Raw genomic sequence first — 20,785 nt, forward strand, 5'->3', positions numbered from 1 at the left:
CTGGTGATCGACGAGACCCTCCTCGAGGCCGAAGAGAAGATGGACAAGGCGATCGAGGTCGCCAAGGAGGACTTCGCCAACATCCGCACGGGACGTGCGAGTGGCGCGATGTTCAACAAGATCACGGTCGAGTACTACGGGGCCCCGACGCCCCTCCAGCAGCTCGCCTCGTTCAACACGCCCGAGGCCCGCACGATCGTCATCTCGCCCTTCGACAAGACCGCGCTGTCCGCGATCGAGAAGGCGATCCGTGACTCGGACCTGGGCGTGAACCCGTCGAACGACGGGAACATCATCCGGGTCGTGCTCCCCGTGCTCACGGAGGAGCGTCGCCGCGACTACGTGAAGCTCGCCAAGGGCAAGGCCGAGGACGCACGCGTCTCGGTGCGCAACATCCGTCGTCGTGCCAAGGAGCAGCTCGACCGCATCGTGAAGGACGGCGAAGCGGGCGAGGACGAGGGCACGCGTGCGGAGAAGGAGCTCGAAGCTCTCACCAAGAGCCACGTCGACACGATCGACGCGCTGCTCGCCGGCAAGGAGAGCGAGCTCCTCGAGGTCTGATGGCGAACTCCGAACGCACCGATGACACGTGATGCTGTCGCGTCCGAGCCCCGGCGGACGCCGAAGGCCGGACGCGACCTGCCGAAGGCGATCGCCGTCGGCGTCGGGCTCCTCCTCGTCGTGGGGGCCTCGCTGGGGTTCCGTCCGGAGCCGTTCGTCCTGCTGGCGATCGCCGCGGTGGGGGCGGCGCTCTGGGAGCTGAAGCAGGCCTTCCTGCGCCGCGACATCCACCTGCCGCTCCTGCCTCTCCTGGTGGGTGCGGCGGGGATCATGATCTCGTCGTACTACGCCGGGCCCGAGGCCCTCATGGTCTCGTTCGTGCTGACGGTGGCGGGCGTCGTGGTCTGGCGGGTGATCGACGGCTCGGGCACCGCTGCCGTGCGGGACGCCGCGGCCGGCACGTTCGCGACCGCGTACCTGCCGTTCATGGCGGGCTTCGTCATGATGATGCTGGCGAACCCGGAGAACGGACGGATCCAGGTCCTGCTGTTCATCCTGCTGGCGGTCGCGAACGACGTCGGCGGATACGTGGCCGGTGTGCTGTTCGGGCGCCACCCGCTGGCCCGCTCGATCAGCCCCAAGAAGAGCTGGGAGGGTCTGGCGGGCTCGTTCGTGCTCGCGACCGCGGTCGGCGTCGTGGGGGCCGTCTACGGTCTGGGTGCGAGCCCCGTGATCGGCGTCGCGCTGGGCGTCATGGTGCCGCTCACGGCGACCGTGGGGGACCTGGCCGAGTCGATGATCAAGCGCGACCTAGAATTGAAGGACATGGGGTCCCTCCTGCCGGGGCACGGAGGTGTCCTCGACCGCCTGGACTCCATGCTCCTGACTGCCCCGTTCGTGTTCCTGCTGCTGTCCGTCTCGCTCTGAGGCGGTCCCCGTGAGGGGCGGCAGGGCTCGTCCGTCCGCGTGCGTGCCGGCCTGCGTGAGAACGCACCGGCACGCTCGCACGCTCGCTCCGGACCGCCTCGGTGCGTGCCTGCTCTGACCTGTTCCACCCGTTCCAACCTCTGGATCCACCATGTCTGTTCGCCCGTCCGTCGAATCGAAGCCGCTGCCGCTCGTCATGTCGGCACCCCGCCGCGGGAAGCCCCCGCGTCACTTCGCCGACCTCTCTGCCGAGGAACGGACGGCGGCCGTCGTGGAGCTGGGGGAGAAGCCCTTCCGTGCCAAGCAGCTCGCGACGCACTACTACGCGCACTACACGAGTGCCGCGGAGGACATGACGGACCTGCCCAAGGCCTCGCGCGACCTGCTGGTCGAGAACCTGTTCCCGCAGCTGCTCACGCCCGCGCGTGTGATGCAGGCGGACGGCGGCACGACCGTCAAGACGCTCTGGAAGCTCTTCGACGCGGCCAAGGTCGAGTCGGTCCTCATGCGGTACCCGAACCGGTCGACGCTGTGCGTCTCGAGCCAGGCCGGCTGCGGCATGGCGTGCCCGTTCTGCGCGACGGGCCAGCTCGGTCTGACCCGCAACCTGTCGACCGCGGAGATCGTCGAGCAGGTGCGCTCGGCCGCGAAGTCGCTCGCCGACGGCGACATCCCCGGCGGCCCGGCCCGGCTCAACAACCTGGTCTTCATGGGCATGGGCGAGCCGATGGCCAACTACAAGGCCGTCATGGGCACCATCCGCCAGCTCATCGCCCCGGCCCCCGAGGGCCTGGGCATGTCGGCGCGCAACATCACCGTCTCGACCGTGGGTCTGGTCCCGGCGATGAACAAGCTGTCGGCCGAGGGCATCCCGGTCACGCTCGCGCTCTCGCTCCACGCGCCGGACGACGACCTGCGCAGCGAGCTCGTCCCGATCAACACCCGGTGGTCGGTCGACGAGACGCTCGACGCGGCACGCAACTACTTCGAGGTCACGGGTCGACGCGTCAGCATCGAGTACGCGCTCATCAAGGACATGAACGACCACGCCTGGCGGGCGGACCTGCTGGGCGAGAAGCTCACGGCGCGCGGTTCGGGCTGGGTGCACGTCAACCCCATCCCGCTCAACCCGACGCCGGGCTCGATCTGGACGGCCAGCGAGCGCGACGTGGAGGACGAGTTCGTCGCACGCTTGCGCGGGCACGGGATTCCGACCACTATTCGTGACACACGTGGCAGCGACATCGATGGTGCGTGCGGACAGCTGGCAGCCGAGGAGGAAGAGTGAGTGCGTTGTTCAGCACCGTCTCGAAGGTGCGCAACGGGTACGACCCCGAAGAGGTGGACGAGTTCTTCGACCACGCCCGTCAGGTCTACGAGGGCAAGAAGCCTGAGCGCCTGACGAGCACGGACATCCAGGTCTCGATGTTCGACCTGGTCCGTGGCGGGTACGACACCCACGAGGTCGACGCGGCCCTCGACCGCCTGGAGGGCGCGTTCATCGCCCGCCAGCGCGCCGAGTACGTCGCGGTCAACGGGCAGCAGGCCTGGATGAACGCCCTGGCCGAGCGGGCGCGCAGCCTGTACGGCCGGCTGGGTCGTCCGGACGGCGAGCGCTTCGCACCGGCAGGCCGCGGCGAGTCGGGCTACGACATGGACGACGTCGACGACCTGTGCGACCGCCTGGTGGCGTACTTCGACCGCCAGGAGCCCATCACGGCCGCCGAGATCCGCAGCGCGACGTTCGCGCGTCGCCGCGGCAAGGACGGCTACGCCGAGGGGCCCGTGGACGCGTTCTTCGCCCGGGCCATCGAGGTGCTGCTCGGCGTCGAGTGACGTCGTGCGTGAGGCCTGCCCGACGCCGCAGCGCGCCTCGGGCGGTCCTCGCACCTGGGAGGATGTCCCCATGAGTCTGCGCAGCGTGACCCTCCTCGGGTCGACCGGATCCATCGGCACCCAGGCGATCGACGTGATCTCCCGCCACCCCGACCGCTTCCGTGTGGACGCGATCTCGGCCGGCGGCGCGAACGCCGAGCTGCTCGCGCACCAGGCTGTCGCGCTCGGCGTGCAGCGCGTGGGTGTGGCGGACCCTGCACGGGCCGTCGAGGTCGAGGCCGCCCTGGCGGCCCGGGCTCCCCGCGCGGGGGCTCGGCCGGTCGAGGTGCTGGTCGGTCCGGACGCCGCGACCGAGCTCGCGGGGGCGGGATCTGACGTCGTGCTCAACGGCATCACGGGGTCGGTGGGCCTCGGTCCCACGCTCGCCGCGCTCGGCGCGGGCTCGACGCTCGCGCTGGCCAACAAGGAGTCGCTCGTCGTGGGCGGCGTGCTGGTCCAGGACGCGAGGCAGCGTCCGGACCAGATCGTCCCCGTCGACTCGGAGCACTCGGCGATCGCGCAGGCGCTGCGCTCGGGTCGGCGCGAGGAGGTCCGTCGGCTCGTGCTGACGGCGTCGGGCGGGCCGTTCCGCGGCTGGGCGCGGGACGACGTCAAGGCCGTCTCCCCGCAGCAGGCGCTCGCGCACCCGACCTGGGCCATGGGCCCGGTCGTGACGATCAACTCCGCGACGCTCATGAACAAGGGCCTCGAGCTCATCGAGGCGCACCTGCTGTTCGACGTGCCGACCGAGGAGATCGCGGTCGTGGTGCACCCGCAGTCGGTCGTGCACTCGATGGTCGAGTTCGTGGACGGTTCGACGATCGCGCAGGCCTCGCCCCCGGACATGCGGCTGCCCATCGCGCTCGGCCTGAGCTGGCCGGACCGCCTGGGCGAGGTGGCCGCCGGGTGCGACTGGACGGCGGCGACGGCCTGGACGTTCGAGCCGCTCGACGAGGCGCTCTTCCCCGCGGTGGGTCTCGCGCGCGAGGCGGCGTCGGCCTCCGCGACGCACCCTGCGGTGTACAACGCGGCCAACGAGGAGTGCGTCGCGGCGTTCCTGGAGGGCCGCATCGGGTTCCTGGACATCGTCGCGACGGTCGAGCGTGTCCTCGGAGAGCACCGGGGAACCTCGCGGGCGGCGGTCACGTTGGACGACGTGACGGCAGCGGAGACGTGGGCCCGTGCGCGGGCCCACGAGATCCTGGCGCAGCGCTGAGGTGGGCACGCGGCGGGCGCCTCACGGGGCGCGGGCGGTCTCAGGCATCGTCCAGCGATCGGCGGTAGGTTCGCCCCGTCCGGTCCGGGGCGGTCTGCCACGACCCTCCGACCGTCTCGCACCCGTCCTGGGGTCGTCCCGGACCCCACAACCTCCCCGAACGGAGCTCTCATGACCGCGGTGATCGCGATCCTCGTCGTGCTGGTCGGCATCCTGGTGTCGATCGCGCTGCACGAGGTCGGGCACATGGTCCCGGCCAAGAAGTTCGGCGTGCGCGTGAGCCACTACTTCGTGGGGTTCGGCCCCACGCTGTGGTCGCGCACCAAGGGCGAGACCGAGTACGGGGTCAAGGCGATCCCGCTGGGCGGCTACGTGCGGCTCGTGGGGATGTACCCGCCGGCACCGGCGGGCAAGAAGCAGTCGGACGGGTTCTTCGGGCGCATGGTCCAGGACGCTCGCGAGATGAGCGCCGAGGAGATCCTCCCCGGGCAGGAGCCGCGCGCGTTCTACAACCTCTCGGTGCCCAAGAAGGTCATCGTGATGTTCGGTGGACCGTTCATGAACCTCGTGATCGCGTTCGTGCTCATGACGATCGTGCTGGTGGGCATCGGTCTGCCGCAGGCGACCACGACGGTCGGGCTCGTCCCGCAGTGCGTCACGCCCGCCTCGGCTCCGGCCGACTACGAGTGCACGGCCGACGACCCGCTCACCCCGGCGGCCGAGGCCGGGCTGGAGCCCGGCGACACGATCGTCTCGTTCGACGGCGAGCCCGTCACGTCGTGGGACTCGCTCGTCGGCAAGATCACGGGGGCGGCGGGGGAGACCGTGCCCGTCGTGGTCGAGCGCGACGGCGAGCGCACGACACTCGAGATCACCCCGGCCGAGGTCGAGCGACCGGTCGTGGGCGACGACGGCCAGTACGTGCGCGACGACGCGGGAGAGCTGGTTCTCCGGCCCACGGGGTACGTCGGTGTCGCTCCGACCCAGGAGCGTGTCTCCGAGCCGCTGTCGGCGGTGCCGGAGGCCATCTGGCAGCAGGTGAGCGGCACGGCCGCGATCATCGTCTCGCTGCCCGCGCGGCTCGTCGACATCGGCCAGGCCGCGTTCGGCGACGAGGCGCGCGACCCCAGCTCGCCCGTCGGTCCCGTCGGGGTCACGATCGTGGCGGCCGACCTCCTGGACGCGGGCGAGGGCGACCTCGTGGGGCAGGTCGCGACCATGCTGAGCCTGCTGGCCTCGCTCAACATCGCGCTCTTCGCGTTCAACCTCATCCCGCTGCCGCCGCTCGACGGCGGTCACATCGCGGGTGCGCTGTACGAGGGCGCCAAGCGCCAGGTCGCCAAGGTCCGTGGGCTGCCGCGCCCGGCGCACGCCGACGTGGCACGGCTCGTGCCGCTGGGGCTGGCCATGTGGGTCGTCCTGCTCGGCATGGGGCTGCTGCTGATCTACGCGGACATCGTCAACCCGGTCCGGCTCACCTGACCGGCCGCACGGTGAAGATCTCGCGAAGAGTCGTGTGCGGAGCGGGGCGGGGTGGGTCCGTGGGCGCGGCCCGGGTGCTGGGCGGGGGATACTAGGTCCGTGAGCGTACCCATCAGCCTTGGCATGCCAGCAGCACCCCCGCCGGTCCTCGCGCCGCGCCGCAAGACGCGCAAGATCAAGGTCGGCAAGGTCGACGTCGGCGGCGACGCCCCCGTGAGCGTCCAGTCGATGACCACGACGCCGACGACGGACATCAACGCGACCCTCCAGCAGATCGCCGAGCTGACCGCGTCCGGCTGCGACATCGTGCGTGTCGCGGTGCCCAGCCAGGACGACGCGCTCGCGCTGCCGGCGATCGCGAAGAAGTCCCAGATCCCCGTGATCGCGGACATCCACTTCCAGCCCAAGTACGTGTTCGCGGCGATCGACGCGGGTTGTGCCGCGGTGCGCGTGAACCCGGGCAACATCCGCAAGTTCGACGACCAGGTCAAGGAGATCGCTCGCGCGGCCTCCGACGCGGGCACCTCGATCCGCATCGGCGTCAACGCCGGGTCGCTCGACCCGCGTCTGCTCGCCAAGTACGGCAAGGCCACCCCGGAGGCGCTCGTCGAGTCGGCCGTCTGGGAGGCGTCGCTCTTCGAGGAGCATGGCTTCCACGACTTCAAGATCTCGGTCAAGCACAACGACCCGGTCGTCATGGTGCGGGCCTACGAGCTGCTCTCCGAGCGCGGTGACTGGCCCCTGCACCTCGGTGTGACCGAGGCGGGCCCGGCGTTCCAGGGCACCATCAAGTCGGCCACGGCCTTCGGTGCGCTGCTGAGCAAGGGCATCGGTGACACGATCCGTGTCTCGCTCTCGGCCCCGCCGGTCGAGGAGGTCAAGGTCGGCATCCAGATCCTGCAGTCGCTCAACCTGCGCCCGCGCAAGCTGGAGATCGTCTCGTGCCCGTCGTGCGGTCGCGCCCAGGTGGACGTCTACACGCTCGCCGAGAAGGTCACCGCGGGTCTCGAGGGCATGGAGGTCCCGCTGCGCGTCGCGGTCATGGGCTGCGTCGTGAACGGCCCGGGCGAGGCGCGCGAGGCAGACCTCGGCGTCGCGTCGGGCAACGGCAAGGGCCAGATCTTCGTCAAGGGCGAGGTCGTCAAGACCGTGCCGGAGTCCATGATCGTCGAGACGCTCATCGAGGAAGCGATGCGCATCGCCGAGACCATGACGCCGGAGAACGACGCACAGGCCGGCCCGCCGGTCGTCACCGTCGGCTGAGCCTGCGGCGATGGCGCGCTGGCACCCCCCGGGGCCGTGGTCCCGGCCGGAGGCCGCCCGTGTCCTGACGGACGCGGACGTCCCGGCCGCGCTCGCGGTGTGCGCCCTGGACCCGGTCGGCTCGGTCCTGGCCGCCTCACGGATCGTCGAGGCGACACGACTGTCGCTGAGCGGCGGACAGGTGTGGGGCTTCCCCGCGCAGGGTCCGCTGCTCGCGATCTGCTGGGCAGGGGCGAACCTGGTGCCGGTCGTCCCCCTGGCCGGTGCCGAGCACGCGCAGGCGCTCGACGCGTTCGCGGCCCTGGCGCGCCGGTTCGGTCGCCGGGCGTCGTCGATCGTGGGCGAGCGCGCGGCTGCGCTGGGGCTGTGGGACCGCCTGGCCCAGCACTGGCCCGCAGCCCGCGACGTGCGCGACGACCAGCCCTCGCTCATGATCGACCGTGCGCCCGAGGTCGAGCCGGACCCGATGGTCCGGCGGTCGGTGCCCGCCGAGCTCCCGCTCGTGCTGCCCGCGTGCGTGCGCATGTTCGTCGAGGAGGTCGGGTACTCGCCGGTCGCGGCGGGCGGCAACGCGTACGCCGAGCGCGTGCGCGGGCTCATCACGTCGGGGCGCTCGTTCGTGCGGCTCGCGGGAGGCGTGCCCGCTCCGTCGCTGCCGAACGGGGACAGGGACCCGCTCGCCGCGGTCGCGCTGCCCGAGCGCACCGTGGCCTTCAAGGCCGAGCTCGGTGCGGTCACGTCCGCGGTCGCGCAGGTCCAGGGCGTGTGGGTCGATCCTCAGCTCCGCGGGCGTCGCCTGTCGGAGTCGGGCATGGCCGCCGTCGTGGAGATCACGCGACGCGAGATCGCACCGATCGTCTCGCTCTACGTCAACGCGTACAACGAGCGCGCGCTCGCGACGTACCGCCGAGTGGGGTTCGAGCAGGTCGGGACGTTCGCGACCGTCCTCTTCTGAGGGCGGCCGCCGGCCGCTAGCGCAGGAGCTTGGACATGCGCCGGTCGGCGAGCACCTGCCCGCCGGTCTGGCACGTCGCGCAGTACTGCAGGCTGCGGTCCGCGAACGAGACCTCGCGGACGACGTCCCCGCACACCGGGCATGCCTCGCCCGTGCGCCCGTGGACGCGCATCCCGCGTCGTTTGGCGTCCTTGAGCTCGGCGGCCGGCCGGCCCGACGACGTCGCGACGGCCTCGGAGAGCACGTCGCGGATCGCGGCGTGCAGGTGGGCCACGTCGTCGGCCTCGAGGCTGCGGGTCAGGCGGAACGGGCTCGTCCTGGCGGCGTGCAGGATCTCGTCGGAGTACGCGTTGCCGATCCCGGCGACGAGCCGCTGGTCGCGGAGCAACCCCTTGAGCTGCTGGTTGCGTGCCGCGAGCAGGCGTGAGAGCTCGGCGATCGTGAAGTCGGGGCCGAGGGGCTCGACGCCCAGGGTCGCGATCGCGGGGACCTCGGTGGGATCGCGGACCACGTGGAGCGCGAGCCGCTTGCGCGTGCCCGCCTCGGTCAGGTCGAACCCCGAGCCGTCGTCGAACCGGATCCGCAGCGCGAGGACCGCCCGCACGCCGCCCCTGCTCGAGGTGGGGCGCACCGGCGTGGTCGGCGCGTCCTCCGACCAGCGCAACCAGCCCGCCCGGGCGAGGTGGAAGACCAGGTGGAGCTCGTCGTCGGGCACTGCGCCGCCGGTCCCCGCCGGACCCGCGCCACCGGCCGCGTCGACGGCCTTGGCCCCGCCCGAGCTCGTGGCTCCAGCGGCTCCGGTGCCTGCCTCGGGACGCACCGCCAGGTCGAGCCACTTGCCGTGCCGCGACGCACCCGTGACTGTTCCGCCCACCAGGGCCGACAGGGGAGGGGAGAACGTCTTGAGGGCCACGATCGAGGCGAGGTCGGCCGCGACGACGACGTGACCGGTCGCGCGCTCGTCGAGGAACCGGACGAGCGCCTCGACCTCGGGCAGCTCGGGCACGCTTCCATGGTGCCCGCTCCCGCGCGGACGCGCACCGCCGGCGGGTCACGGACGGCTGACCGCCTCGGGGACCGACCGGGGGCGGTCGCGGCACCTCTGCGGGATGCCGTATCGCGCGACGGTAGGATCGGGCCCATGTCTTCAGCCTCCAGCCGGGTGGTCGGTCCCCCCGTCAAGCCCCTCAAGATGACCTCCCTGTTCCTGCGGACGCTGCGCGAGGACCCGGTCGACGCCGAGGTCGCGAGCCACAAGCTCCTCGTGCGCGCCGGCTACATCCGTCGTGCCGCCCCCGGCATCTACACCTGGCTCCCGCTGGGCCTGCGCGTGCTCGCCAAGGTCGAGGCGATCGTCCGTGAGGAGATGGAGGACGCGGGCGGCCAGGAGGTCCACTTCCCGGCGCTGCTGCCGCGCGAGCCCTACGAGGCCACGGGCCGGTGGGACGAGTACGGCGCGAACCTTTTCCGCCTCACGGACCGCAAGGACGGCGACTACCTGCTGGCCCCCACGCACGAGGAGATGTTCACGCTCCTCGTCAAGGACATGTACTCGTCCTACAAGGAGCTGCCGCTCACGCTGTTCCAGATCCAGACGAAGTACCGCGACGAGGCACGTCCGCGCGCGGGCCTCATCCGTGGCCGCGAGTTCATCATGAAGGACGCGTACTCGTTCGACGTGACCGAGGAGGGGCTCGAGGCCTCGTACCAGAACCAGCGCGCCGCCTACCAGCGGATCTTCACGCGCCTGGGTCTCGAGTACGTGATCGTGGCCGCGACGTCCGGGGCCATGGGCGGCTCGCGCAGCGAGGAGTTCCTCAACCCGACCGCGATCGGCGAGGACACGTTCGTCCGCTCGCCCGGCGGCTACGCGGCCAACGTCGAGGCCGTGGTCACGCCCGTGCCCGAGGCCCTGCCCTACGACGACGCGCCCGCGGCGCACGTCGAGGACACCCCCGACACCCCGACGATCGACTCGCTCGTCGCGCTCGCCAACGCGCGTTTCCCGCGCACCGACCGCGAGTGGACCGCGGCCGACACGCTCAAGAACGTCGTGCTCGCGCTCACGCACCCCGACGGCCGCCGCGAGGTGCTCGTCGTGGGCCTGCCCGGCGACCGCGAGGTGGACCTCAAGCGCCTCGAGGCGTCGGTCGAGCCCGCCGAGGTCGAGCCCGCGGGCGAGGCCGACTTCGCCGCGCACCCCGAGCTCGTCAAGGGCTACATCGGCCCCGAGGTGCTCGGCCCGCAGGGCCTCCAGGTGACCGTGCCGGCCGAGGGCAAGACCCCCGCGTCGTCGCACTCGGCCGTGCGCTACCTCCTGGACCCGCGCGTCGTCGAGGGCACCCGCTGGATCACGGGCGCGAACCAGCACGGCAGGCACGTGTTCGACCTGGTCGCCGGTCGCGACTTCACGGCCGACGGCACGATCGAGGCCGCCGAGGTCCGTGCGGGCGACCTCGCGCCCGACGGCTCGGGTCCGCTCGAGCTCGCGCGCGGCATCGAGATCGGCCACATCTTCGCGCTGGGGCGCAAGTACGCGCAGGCCCTGGGCCTGACGGTCCTCGACGAGAACGGCAAGCAGGTCGTCGTGACCATGGGCTCGTACGGGATCGGCGTGACGCGCGCGCTCGCCGCGCTGGCCGAGGCCAACCACGACGAGGCCGGCCTCGCCTGGCCCGCGCACGTGGCCCCCATGCACGTCCAGGTGGTCGCCACGGGCAAGGACCAGGCGGTCTTCGAGGCCGCCGCGTCGCTCACGGCCGAGCTCTCGGCGCGCGGCGTCGAGGTCCTGTACGACGACCGGCCCAAGGTCTCGCCCGGCGTGAAGTTCAAGGACGCCGAGCTCCTGGGCGCCCCGCTCGTCGTGGTCGTGGGCCGCGGGCTCGCGGACGGCGTCGTCGAGGTGCGCCCGCGCCAGGGCGGCGAGCCCGTGCAGGTGCCGGTCGCAGGCGTCGCCGACCTCGTGACCGAGAAGGTCGCCGAGCTGCTGGCCTGATCTCTCCCCAGCCGCCCCGGCGGCGGGGGCCGACGACGGACGGGCCGGGTCCGGGAGCGATGCTCCTGGACCCGGCCCGTCCGCCGTCGTGGAGGAGCGTCCTCAGCCGGCCGCCGGGGGAGTGGTCGACTGCTCGGGCAGACCCGGGAACGCTGCGAGGGGAGCACCCCACGCGACGGCCGCGAGGCTCGCCTCGGTCGACAGGTCGGCGAGCGGCAGGCGGGTCCCCGTGCCGGCCTCGGCCGTGAGCGCGGCGTACGACTCAGCGAGCGAGGACTCGAGCTGGACGGCGAGCTCCGCCGTCGGGACGTCGGCCGGGACCGAGTAGGCGACCCGGCGCGGGTCCTGCGCCCCTCCCGCGGTGCCCGCCGCCTGGGCCCAGGCCTCTGCCCGGGCGCGGTGCAGCACCGCGCGGTCGAGGGCTGCGGCGCGCCCGTCGCCGTCCGCGAGGGCCGCGCGGACCTCGAACGCGTACCCCGCGGCGTCCTCGGCCTCGATGATGGTCGACAGGTCCGTCGCGGTCAGCCCCGACGGCGTGGTCTCGGGCACGAGGAGACCGGTCGGGAGCGCGAGGGACTCGGGCAGGGGGGTGCCCGTCGAGGCCGCGAGCTGACGCGCAGAGGCGTCCTGCGAGGACACGATCGACGTCAGCAGCCGGGCGAACGGGCCGTCGTCGGTCTGGTCGATCCCCTCGCGCATGCTCGCGCTCGAGGCGGCCAGCGCGTCGAGGACCTCGGCGGCCGTCGCGGTCGTAGGAGTCGTCGGCTGGTCGGTCGCGCCGGACGTGGGCTCGTCGGTGTCGCCGTCGGGCTCGGGGAGGCCCGAGTCGTAGACGCCGCCGAGCTGCGTCACGTGGAGGTCGGCGAAGGTGCCCGTCTCGGCGAGCGACGCGAGCGAGGTCGCGTCCAGGCCCGACGACGTCGCGCCCGCCGCGACGGCGAGCTCGCCCACGAGGAGCGCCCCGTCGACCGCGTCGCGCCGCAGCGTCTCCTGGGCGTCGGGCACGGGCTCGGTCGGGGGCGGGGTCTCCAGGCGCAGCCCGCAGCCGGCCACGGTGAGCAGCGTGAGCGACGTGACGATCGACACCACCGCGCGACCGGCCGGACGACGCCACCGAGCCCGGACCCGTGAATATCCGGGCGAAGCGGACGGCGGGGCGTCGCCCGAGGGGCTCGACGGGTGGAGGCGCGGAGTCGGTTCGGCAGTCATCGAGGGTGATGATGTCACGTTCCTGGCGGGTGAGTCGTTAGGCTGATCCCGTACAACAGCACACCGGTCGATTCCTTCAGCCCGGTGGGCTCTGGAAGCCGACGGGAGACCGAGACATGAACAAGGCGAAGCAGGCCGGTGCGGACAGGGTCCGTCAGGTCGTGGAACCTGCGGTGCAGGCAGCGGGCCTGTACCTGGAGGACGTGACCGTCTCCCTGGCAGGCAGCCGCTCGGTCGTCCGCATCACGGTGGACCTGCCCGAGGACGCGGTGGGCAACCTGGACCTCGACGCCGTCGCAGAGGTCTCGCGCGAGATCAACAACGCGCTCGACGCCTCCGACGCGTTCCCCGGTGCGTACACGCTCGAGATCTCGACGCCCGGCACCTCGCGCCCCCTGACCGAGCTGCGCCACTTCAAGCGCGCCCGCGGCCGCATCGTCAGGCTCACGCTCACGGACGGCGCAAGCGTCGAAGGGCGCCTGCGCGAGGTCGAGGACGGCCGCCTGCTGCTCACCGGGGCTCCCGTGGACTCGGTGGCGCTCGACGACGTGACGCGCGGCGCCATCCAGGTCGAGCTCAAGCGTGCGCTCGAGGCAGACCTCGGCCCGGAGATGGCTGTTGACGAGAACCCCGGGGCGATCGCCCCGAACGACGAGGAGGTCTGATCGATGGACATCGACATGAGCGCGCTGCGCCTGCTGGAGCGCGAGAAGGACATCAGCCTCGACATCCTGGTGGCAGCGATCGAGCAGGCGCTGCTCTCCGCCTACCACCGGACCCCTGACGCGCACGCCCGCGCGCGGGTCGAGCTCGAGCGCCGTACCGGCCACGTGACGGTCTGGGCGCGCGAGGAGATCCCGGCCGAGGAGGACGCCGACGACGCCGCTGACGAGGTGGACGAGGACGGCGAGCCCGTCCGGCGCTACCGGGCGCCCGTGCTGGGCCCCGAGTTCGACGACACGCCCAAGGACTTCGGGCGCATCGCGACCGCGACGGCACGCCAGGTCATCGTGCAGCGGCTGCGGGACGCCGAGGACGACCAGATCCTGGGCAACTTCCGCGGCAAGGAGGGTGAGGTCCTCGCGGGCATCATCCAGCAGGCCAACGACCCGCGCATGGTCCTCGTGGACGTGGGCGGCACCGAGGCTGTCCTCCCGCCGCACGAGCAGGTCCCGACCGAGGACTACGTCCACGGCGAGCGGCTGCGCGCGTACGTCCTGGACGTCGCACGCGGCATGAAGGGCCCGCAGATCACGCTGAGCCGCACGCACCCGAACCTCGTCCGCAAGCTCTTCGAGCTCGAGGTCCCTGAGGTCGCCGACGGCTCGGTCGAGATCATGGCGATCGCCCGCGAGGCCGGTCACCGCTCCAAGGTCGCGGTCCGTTCGCGCGTCGCGGGCCTCAACGCCAAGGGCGCCTGCATCGGCCCCATGGGTGGGCGCGTGCGCGCGGTCATGGCCGAGCTGCACGGCGAGAAGATCGACATCGTCGACTTCAGCGACGACCCGGCGGAGTTCGTGGCGAGCGCGTTGTCGCCGGCCCGTGTGACGTCTGTCACCGTGGTCGACGCCGAGGCTCGCGCCGCACGCGTGGTCGTCCCCGACTTCCAGCTGTCCCTCGCGATCGGCAAGGAAGGGCAGAATGCCCGGCTTGCCGCGAAGCTCACGGGGTGGCGCATCGACATCCGCTCGGACGAGGGCGCGCACCCCGGTGCGGGCGACGACCGGGCCCGTGGAGGCCTCGACGAGGTCGACGGACCGGGCTCCGGCGACGGAAACGGGTAACACTCGGTGAGCGGGCGCGCTAGACTGTCCCTGACTGGGCCACGGGTCCGGAATCCGTCGCACGACCCTTCAGGCGCTCACGCGCCCGTTCGGACGTGCGTCGGCTGCCGGGAGCGTGACCTACGGTCTGTTCTTCTCCGCCTCGTGGTGGACCAGCCTGACACTCCAGAGCCTCGGCTCGTCGTCGATGTCGGCAGGTCGCTCCCGGGGCGCGGCGCCTGGCTCCACGATGCTCGGCGTTGCCTCGAGCTGGCCGAGCGTCGACGAGCCTTTCCCCGGGCGCTGCGTCTCGCAGGACCCGTGGACCTCGCCGGAGCTCACGCCCATCTCGACAGGGAAGACTGACCCGTCGTCAGTCATCGCCAGTCATCGTCAAGTCGGCGGTCCCGGTCGGCGGCGCACCAGCGCCGCCCGAGCCGAGCCGCGCCAGTACCGCACGAACACCGCACGAATCGTCGACAAGGAAGCGGGTTAGAAGCCGATGGGCACCCGATGAGTACCCAGCGATGAGCACCCAGCACTAAAGACGGTCCTCCCTGTTTCGGGTGGGCCGAGACAGGAGAGTTGTGGCAAAGGTCCGCGTCTACGAGCTCGCAAAGGAGCTCGGGGTGGAGAGCAAGACCATCATGACCAAGCTGACGGAACTCGGTGAGTTCGTCCGCTCGGCATCCTCGACCATCGAACCGCCGGTCGTCCGCAAGCTGCGCGACACCTTCCCGGCCGGTGGCACGGAGAGCGCAAGCGCTCCCGCCAAGCCCGCCGCCGCGAAGCCCGCGCCGGCACGTCCGGCCGCGCCCAAGCCCGTGCCGGCCGCCGAGGCTGCGCCTGCAGCACCGGCTCCCGCTGCCCCCGCGCCGGCACCCGCCGCGCCCAAGGCACCGGCACCCCAGAAGGAAGCAGCGAGCCCCGCGTTCGTCGAGCCCACGCCCGCAGCCCCCGCTGCGGCCAAGCCCGCCGCCACGCCGGCTCCCGCTGCCGCGCGCAAGCCGTCGGCATCGCCCAAGCCGGCAGGTGGCGGCAACGCCCCCGCGCCCGGCCCGCGTCCCGCAGCAGCCCGCCCCGGCGGCTCCGGCGGAACCGGTGGGGGCGGCCGTCCCGGCTCCCCGCGTCCCGGCAACAACCCGTTCGCCTCGAGCCAGGGCATGCCGCGCGCCGGCTCCCCGCGCCCGGGCAACAACCCGTTCGCCTCGAGCCAGGGCATGCCTCGTCCGGGTGCACGCCCCGAGCGCGCCGCCGACCCGGCAGCGAACGCCAACCCCGCAGCAGCAGGCAGCGCCGAGCGCACCGGCGGACCCCGTCCCGGTGGTCCCCGTCCTGCACCGCGTCCGGGTGGTCCCCGTCCCAACCCGGGCATGATGCCCGGTCGTACCTCGATCGGTCGCCCCGGTGACCGTCCCGCTCCCGGCGGTCGTCCGGGTGGCGGCGCCGGCGGTGCCGGTGGCGGTCGTGGCGGCTTCGCCGGTCGTCCCGGTGGCGCAGGCGGAGGCCCCGGCGGCGCTCCTGGTGGTGGCGGCGGTTTCGCCGGTCGCCCCGGTGGCGGTGGCCGCGGTGGCGCAGGTCGTGGCAGCACCCAGGGTGCTTTCGGTCGTGCAGGAGGGCGCCCCGTCCGTGGGCGCAAGTCGAAGCGGGCGAAGCGCCAGGAGTTCGAGCAGATGCAGGCCCCCTCGCTGGGTGGCGTGCAGGTTCCCCGTGGGAACGGCTCGACCGTCGTGCGCCTGCGTCACGGTTCCTCGCTCAACGACTTCGCGGACAAGATCGACGCGAACCCCGCGAGCCTCGTGACGGTGCTCTTCCACCTCGGTGAGATGGCGACCGCCACGCAGTCCCTCGACGAGGACACGTTCGGCTCGCTCGCCGCGGAGCTCGGGTACGTCATCGAGATGGTCTCCGCGGAGGAGGAGGACCGCGAGCTCCTCGGTGCCTTCGACATCGACCTGGACGCCGAGCTCGAGGGCGAGGGCGACGACGAGCTCCAGGCCCGTCCGCCCGTCGTCACGGTCATGGGTCACGTCGACCACGGTAAGACCCGACTGCTCGACGCGATCCGCCAGACCGACGTCATCTCCGGCGAGGCCGGCGGCATCACGCAGCACATCGGTGCCTACCAGGTCCGTCACGAGCACGAGGGCGTCGACCGTCCCATCACGTTCATCGACACCCCGGGTCACGAGGCGTTCACCGCCATGCGTGCTCGTGGTGCCCAGGTGACCGACATCGCGATCCTCGTGGTCGCAGCCGACGACGGCGTCATGCCGCAGACGGTCGAGGCGCTCAACCACGCGCAGTCGGCCGGCGTGCCGATCGTCGTCGCGGTCAACAAGGTGGACAAGGAGGGGGCCAACCCCGCCAAGATCCGCCAGCAGCTCACCGAGTACAACCTGGTGGCCGAGGAGTACGGCGGCGACACCATGTTCGTCGACGTGTCCGCCAAGCAGAACCAGGGCATCGACGCGCTCCTCGAGGCCGTCCTTCTCACGGCGGACGCCTCGCTGGACCTGCGCGCCAACCCGGACAAGGACGCACGAGGCGTCGCCATCGAGGCGAACCTCGACAAGGGCCGCGGCGCCGTCGCGACCGTCCTTGTCCAGTCCGGCACGCTCCACGTCGGGGACGCGATCGTCGCGGGCACCGCTCACGGACGCGTCCGTGCGATGTTCGACGAGCACGGCAACAACGTCACCGAGGCAGGCCCCGCCCGCCCCGTGATGGTGCTCGGGCTCGCGTCCGTGCCCAGCGCCGGTGACACGTTCCTCGTGGCTCCGGACGAGCGCACGGCCCGTCAGATCGCCGAGAAGCGCGAGGCGGCTGAGCGCGCAGCCCTCCTGGCCAAGCGTCGCAAGCGCGTCAGCCTCGAGGACTTCGCCCAGGCGCTCGAGCAGGGCAAGGTCGAGACCCTCAACCTGGTCCTCAAGGGCGACGTCTCCGGTGCCGTCGAGGCACTCGAGGACGCGCTGCTGCAGATCAACGTCGGCGACGAGGTCCAGCTGCGGATCATCCACCGCGGCGTCGGTGCGATCACCCAGAACGACGTCAACCTGGCGACCGTGGACAACGCGATCATCATCGGGTTCAACGTCAAGTACGGCGAGCGTGTCGAGGCACTGGCCGAGCGCGAGGGCGTCGACGTCCGCTTCTACTCGATCATCTACCAGGCGATCGACGACGTCGAGGCTGCACTCAAGGGCATGCTCAAGCCCGAGTACGAAGAGGTGCAGCTCGGCACCGCCGAGATCCGCGAGGTCTTCCGTTCCTCCAAGTTCGGGAACATCGCCGGTTCGATCGTCCGCTCGGGCGAGATCCGACGCAACACCAAGGCACGCGTCCTGCGTGGGGGAGCCGTCATCGGCGACAACCTCACGGTCGAGTCGCTCAAGCGGTTCAAGGACGACGCCACCGAGGTCCGCGAGGGCTTCGAGTGTGGTATCGGTCTCGGTTCGTTCAACGACCTGCAGGTCGGCGACACGATCGCGACGTTCGAGATGCGGGAGAAGCCGCGTAGCTGACGTACCTCTCCGCTGACGCCTACCCGTGAGGTGTGGCGGGTCTACCGCGGGCCTGGCGGCCCGTGCCAGACCCACCACGACCCGCCACACCTCACGGCCCGGCGTCGGCGGAGCTGTTCGTTCAGGACGTGGCCCGAAGGGCCCACCAGGAGCTGACTTCCTGCGGGGCCCTCTGATGAAAGGACTGAACCATGGTCGACAAGCCCAGGGCTCGCAAGCTCGCTGACCGGATCAAGGTCATCGTGGCGCAGATGCTCGACACCCGGATCAAGGACCCGCGTCTCGGGTTCGTGACCATCACCGACGTGCGTGTGACCGGTGACCTGCAGAACGCCTCGGTGTTCTACACGGTCTACGGCAACGACGAGGAGCGGGCAGGGACCGCCGCGGCGCTCGAGAGCGCCAAGGGGATCATCCGCTCCGAGGTCGGCAAGCAGACGGGGATCCGGCTCACGCCCTCCCTGGACTTCCACCTCGACTCCGTGCCGGACACCGCCGCGCACCTCGACGTCGCCCTCCACGAGGCTGCACGTCGCGATGCCGAGCTGGCCGCGCTGCGCGAGAAGGCCACGTACGCCGGCGACGCCGACCCGTACAAGAAGCCTGCCGCTGACGACGAGGTCGAGGCCGACGGGTCTGCGGACTCCGACGAGGTCGCGCCCGCCTGACGGCGCGCCCGCGCACCCCACCGAGCCATCGGGCGGGTGCGGCAGCACGAGCACACGGAACGGCCGGTCCCTGCTGGGGACCGGCCGTTCCGCTGTCCTGGGCCACCTGCCCCGCACCCCACCGGACCCGTCCCAGCGGGTGCGCTACGCCGTCGGGCGGGCGGAGCGACGCGGCAGGAACGTCGCGGCGACCGCCCCCACCCCAACGCTCGCGGCGCCGACCCACAGCGCGGCCGGCAGGCCTTCCGTGAAGAGCTCCGGTGTCAGCGCTCCGCCCGCGGCCTGGAAGACCGCGACGAGGACCGCGACCCCCAGCGCCACCCCGACCTCCCGGAGCGTGGAGTTGGTCGAGCTCGCGGTCGCGTTGTCGGACTCGTCCATGTCGACCAGGACGGCCGTCGCGCTCGGCGCGAACGTCAGTCCCATGCCGATCCCCGCGAGCACGAAGGCGGGGACGAGCTGCGCGTACGTCGCGCCGGACGAGACGACGGCGAGCCAGGCGAGCGCGAGCGTCTGGAGGGTCAACCCGGTCACGAGGAGCGTCCGGATGCCGAGGCGCGGCGCGAGCATGCCGGCGACGGGTGCGACGAGCATGGGGGCCGCGGTCCACGGGAGCGTGCGGACCCCTGCCTCGAGCGGTGAGAGGCCCTCGGCGATCTGGAAGTACTGGATCAGCAGGAACACGGCGCCGAACATGCCGAGCGAGAACGCGAAGCCGGACACGTTCGCGATGGCGAAGCTGCGCGAGCGGAACAGGCGCATCGGGACGAGGGGCGAGCCGCCCCGGCGGGCGAGGTGCTGCTCCCACGCGACGAACGCCACGAGCAGCAGGATCGACCCGGCGAGCAGCGAGAGGACGACCGCGGACGTCCACCCGTCCTCGTTGCCGCGGACGATGCCCCAGACGCCCGCGAAGACCCCGGTCCCGGCGAGCGCGAGGCCCACGAGGTCGATCGGCCCGCGGCGGCCGAACGACTCGCGCAGCACGACGAGCACGAGCGGGACGGCGACGAGCGCGACGGGCACGTTGATCCAGAAGATCGCCTCCCAGCTCATGCCCTCGACGACCGCGCCGCCGACGAGCGGCCCGAGCGCGACGCCGAGACCCGAGACGCCGCCCCAGATCCCGATCGCGAGCGCGCGGCGGGCACGGGGGACGGCGTCGGCGATGAGCGCGAGGGACAGCGGCATGATCGCGGCAGCGCCCGCACCCTGCACGGCGCGGGCCGCGATGAGCGCGGACGGGGTGTCGGCGAGCGCGCACGCGACCGACGCGAGCGTGAAGACGGCGATCCCGACGACGAACACCCGGCGGCGTCCGAACCGGTCGCCGAGCGAGGCGGCCACGAGCATGAGGGTCGCGAACGCGAGCGTGTAGGCGTTGACGAACCACTGGAGCTGCTCGACGCTCGGCCGCAGCGCCTGGGAGATCACCGGCAGGGCGCCGGTGACCACGAGGTTGTCGAGCGTGGCCATGAACATGGGCAGCGAGGCTGCGACCAGGACCAGCGCGAGAGGCCGACGGCGGCGCGCGCCGGGGGAGCGTGCGTCGTCGATCGCGGTGGTGAGGCCCGCGGGGAGGGGCGCGTCGCTGACGAGGGTGGGCGGGCGGTCGGGGACGGCGGTCGTGGACATGAGGACTCCTCAAAGAGGTAAGCATCGGATGATTACTAGGATTCCGACGCTAGTAATCAACTGATAACCTTGTCAACATGGAGAGCGCACCGAGTTCCGCACGGGCCCAGGTCGCCGAGCCCGAGCCGTCGGCGCGGCGCATGTCGCGCGACGAGCGACGCGAGCAGATGATCGACGCCGCGACCGCGGTCTTCGCCGCCGGGGGCTACGCCGGTACCAGCGTGGACCAGGTGGCCCGCGCTGCAGGGGTGTCCCAGCCCTACGTCGTGCGGATGTTCGGCACCAAGCACGAGCTGTTCGCCGAGGTCTTCGACCGGATCGGCCGCCGCATCGTGGCCGCGTTCTCCGCGGTGCCCGCCGGGCCCGCAGCGGGCGACGAGCTCGCCGCGACCTACGTCCGGCTGCTCGCGGACCGCAACCTCCTGCTCGTCATGATGCACGGCTTTCTCGCGGGGGCAGACCCAGACTTCGGGGCCAGGTCGCGCGAGTTCTTCGTCGAGGTCTTCGAGGTCTACGTCGACCGCACGGGAGGCACGCTCGACCAGGCGCGAGACTTCCTCGCCCAGGGCATGCTGCTCAACACGCTGCTCGCGATCGGCGCCCCCGAGCACTTCGGCACGGACCCGCGCCTGGGCGAGCTCGTGCGGTGCGCGTTCGGCGACGCGCTGCCCGCGGTCGACCCGGCCGCCCAGCGGGCCGGGGAGCAGGGGCCTGACGAGCCCGGCCCCGTCGAGCCCCGCCCCGCCTCCGGGCGCTGAGCCCCCCGCCTCCA

At 72.0% G+C, this 20,785-nt stretch carries 18 protein-coding genes; 15 read left to right on the top strand and 3 right to left on the bottom strand.

Annotation, left to right across the window (positions count from 1 at the left end):
* Positions 1-3: 3 nt before the first annotated feature.
* The 8 genes from frr (at position 4) to ASE27_RS08680 (ending at position 8,219) form a co-directional block, all read left to right on the top strand.
* The gene (gene frr / locus ASE27_RS08645; RefSeq protein ID WP_056648687.1) at positions 4-561 is read left to right on the top strand and encodes a ribosome recycling factor; all 558 of its coding nucleotides are present in this window, start codon (positions 4-6) and stop codon (positions 559-561) included.
* 21 nt (positions 562-582) lie between these two features.
* A complete protein-coding gene (locus ASE27_RS08650; protein WP_056648689.1) occupies positions 583-1,428 on the top strand; it encodes a phosphatidate cytidylyltransferase in 846 nt (281 codons plus the stop codon).
* Between the two features lie 151 nt (positions 1,429-1,579).
* A complete protein-coding gene (gene rlmN, locus ASE27_RS08655) occupies positions 1,580-2,716 on the top strand; it encodes a 23S rRNA (adenine(2503)-C(2))-methyltransferase RlmN (protein WP_056648690.1) in 1,137 nt (378 codons plus the stop codon).
* Positions 2,713-3,264, top strand: a complete 552-nt coding sequence (locus ASE27_RS08660; RefSeq protein WP_056648692.1) for a DivIVA domain-containing protein — start codon at positions 2,713-2,715, stop codon at positions 3,262-3,264. The genes rlmN and ASE27_RS08660 overlap by 4 nt, the downstream gene beginning before the upstream one ends.
* A gap of 70 nt (positions 3,265-3,334) precedes the next feature.
* Complete coding sequence (gene dxr, locus ASE27_RS08665) at positions 3,335-4,519, top strand: 1-deoxy-D-xylulose-5-phosphate reductoisomerase (protein WP_056648694.1); 1,185 nt, start codon at positions 3,335-3,337, stop codon at positions 4,517-4,519.
* Positions 4,520-4,690: 171 nt separating this feature from the next.
* A complete protein-coding gene (locus ASE27_RS08670) occupies positions 4,691-6,001 on the top strand; it encodes an RIP metalloprotease (RefSeq protein ID WP_056648697.1) in 1,311 nt (436 codons plus the stop codon).
* A 123-nt stretch (positions 6,002-6,124) separates the two neighbouring features.
* On the top strand, positions 6,125-7,264 hold the full coding sequence (ispG, locus tag ASE27_RS08675) for a flavodoxin-dependent (E)-4-hydroxy-3-methylbut-2-enyl-diphosphate synthase (protein ID WP_191805698.1): 1,140 nt from the start codon (positions 6,125-6,127) through the stop codon (positions 7,262-7,264).
* Positions 7,265-7,274: 10 nt separating this feature from the next.
* Positions 7,275-8,219: a DUF4081 domain-containing GNAT family N-acetyltransferase gene (locus ASE27_RS08680; protein ID WP_056648702.1), complete on the top strand. Its 945-nt coding sequence runs from the start codon at positions 7,275-7,277 to the stop codon at positions 8,217-8,219.
* Positions 8,220-8,235: 16 nt separating this feature from the next.
* Here ASE27_RS08680 and ASE27_RS08685 read toward each other — a convergent pair whose 3' ends face one another.
* A complete protein-coding gene (locus tag ASE27_RS08685) occupies positions 8,236-9,225 on the bottom strand; it encodes an Fpg/Nei family DNA glycosylase (RefSeq protein WP_056648703.1) in 990 nt (329 codons plus the stop codon).
* A 135-nt stretch (positions 9,226-9,360) separates the two neighbouring features.
* On the opposite strand from ASE27_RS08685, the gene ASE27_RS08690 reads away from it, so the two are divergent.
* Positions 9,361-11,214 carry a proline--tRNA ligase gene (locus ASE27_RS08690; RefSeq protein ID WP_056649020.1) on the top strand — a complete coding sequence of 618 codons (1,854 nt, stop codon included), beginning with the start codon at positions 9,361-9,363 and terminating at the stop codon, positions 11,212-11,214.
* A gap of 102 nt (positions 11,215-11,316) precedes the next feature.
* Here the strand turns inward: ASE27_RS08690 and ASE27_RS08695 are convergent, their stop codons facing one another.
* Positions 11,317-12,423 carry a DUF4439 domain-containing protein gene (locus ASE27_RS08695; RefSeq protein WP_082608709.1) on the bottom strand — a complete coding sequence of 369 codons (1,107 nt, stop codon included), beginning with the start codon at positions 12,421-12,423 and terminating at the stop codon, positions 11,317-11,319.
* A gap of 116 nt (positions 12,424-12,539) precedes the next feature.
* Between ASE27_RS08695 and rimP the strand changes: the two genes are divergently transcribed.
* From rimP to rbfA, 5 genes are all read left to right on the top strand, one after another.
* Positions 12,540-13,088, top strand: a complete 549-nt coding sequence (rimP, locus tag ASE27_RS08700; protein WP_056648707.1) for a ribosome maturation factor RimP — start codon at positions 12,540-12,542, stop codon at positions 13,086-13,088.
* A 3-nt stretch (positions 13,089-13,091) separates the two neighbouring features.
* Positions 13,092-14,207 (top strand): transcription termination factor NusA, encoded by a 1,116-nt coding sequence (nusA, locus tag ASE27_RS08705; protein WP_056648709.1) that lies wholly within the window; start codon positions 13,092-13,094, stop codon positions 14,205-14,207.
* A 147-nt stretch (positions 14,208-14,354) separates the two neighbouring features.
* Positions 14,355-14,552, top strand: coding sequence for a YlxR family protein (locus ASE27_RS21165; RefSeq protein ID WP_369819006.1), 198 nt, complete (start codon positions 14,355-14,357; stop codon positions 14,550-14,552).
* 221 nt (positions 14,553-14,773) lie between these two features.
* On the top strand, positions 14,774-17,710 hold the full coding sequence (gene infB / locus ASE27_RS08715; protein WP_056648713.1) for a translation initiation factor IF-2: 2,937 nt from the start codon (positions 14,774-14,776) through the stop codon (positions 17,708-17,710).
* A gap of 191 nt (positions 17,711-17,901) precedes the next feature.
* Positions 17,902-18,378: a 30S ribosome-binding factor RbfA gene (gene rbfA, locus ASE27_RS08720; protein ID WP_056648715.1), complete on the top strand. Its 477-nt coding sequence runs from the start codon at positions 17,902-17,904 to the stop codon at positions 18,376-18,378.
* Between the two features lie 144 nt (positions 18,379-18,522).
* Here the strand turns inward: rbfA and ASE27_RS08725 are convergent, their stop codons facing one another.
* Positions 18,523-20,013: an MFS transporter gene (locus ASE27_RS08725; protein ID WP_082608711.1), complete on the bottom strand. Its 1,491-nt coding sequence runs from the start codon at positions 20,011-20,013 to the stop codon at positions 18,523-18,525.
* Positions 20,014-20,090: 77 nt separating this feature from the next.
* On the opposite strand from ASE27_RS08725, the gene ASE27_RS08730 reads away from it, so the two are divergent.
* Positions 20,091-20,771, top strand: coding sequence for a TetR/AcrR family transcriptional regulator (locus ASE27_RS08730; protein WP_200955923.1), 681 nt, complete (start codon positions 20,091-20,093; stop codon positions 20,769-20,771).
* The last annotated feature ends 14 nt before the right edge of the window (positions 20,772-20,785 follow it).

Origin of the sequence: Oerskovia sp. Root918 (assembly GCF_001428945.1) — a bacterium.
Lineage (GTDB): Bacteria > Actinomycetota > Actinomycetes > Actinomycetales > Cellulomonadaceae > Oerskovia > Oerskovia enterophila.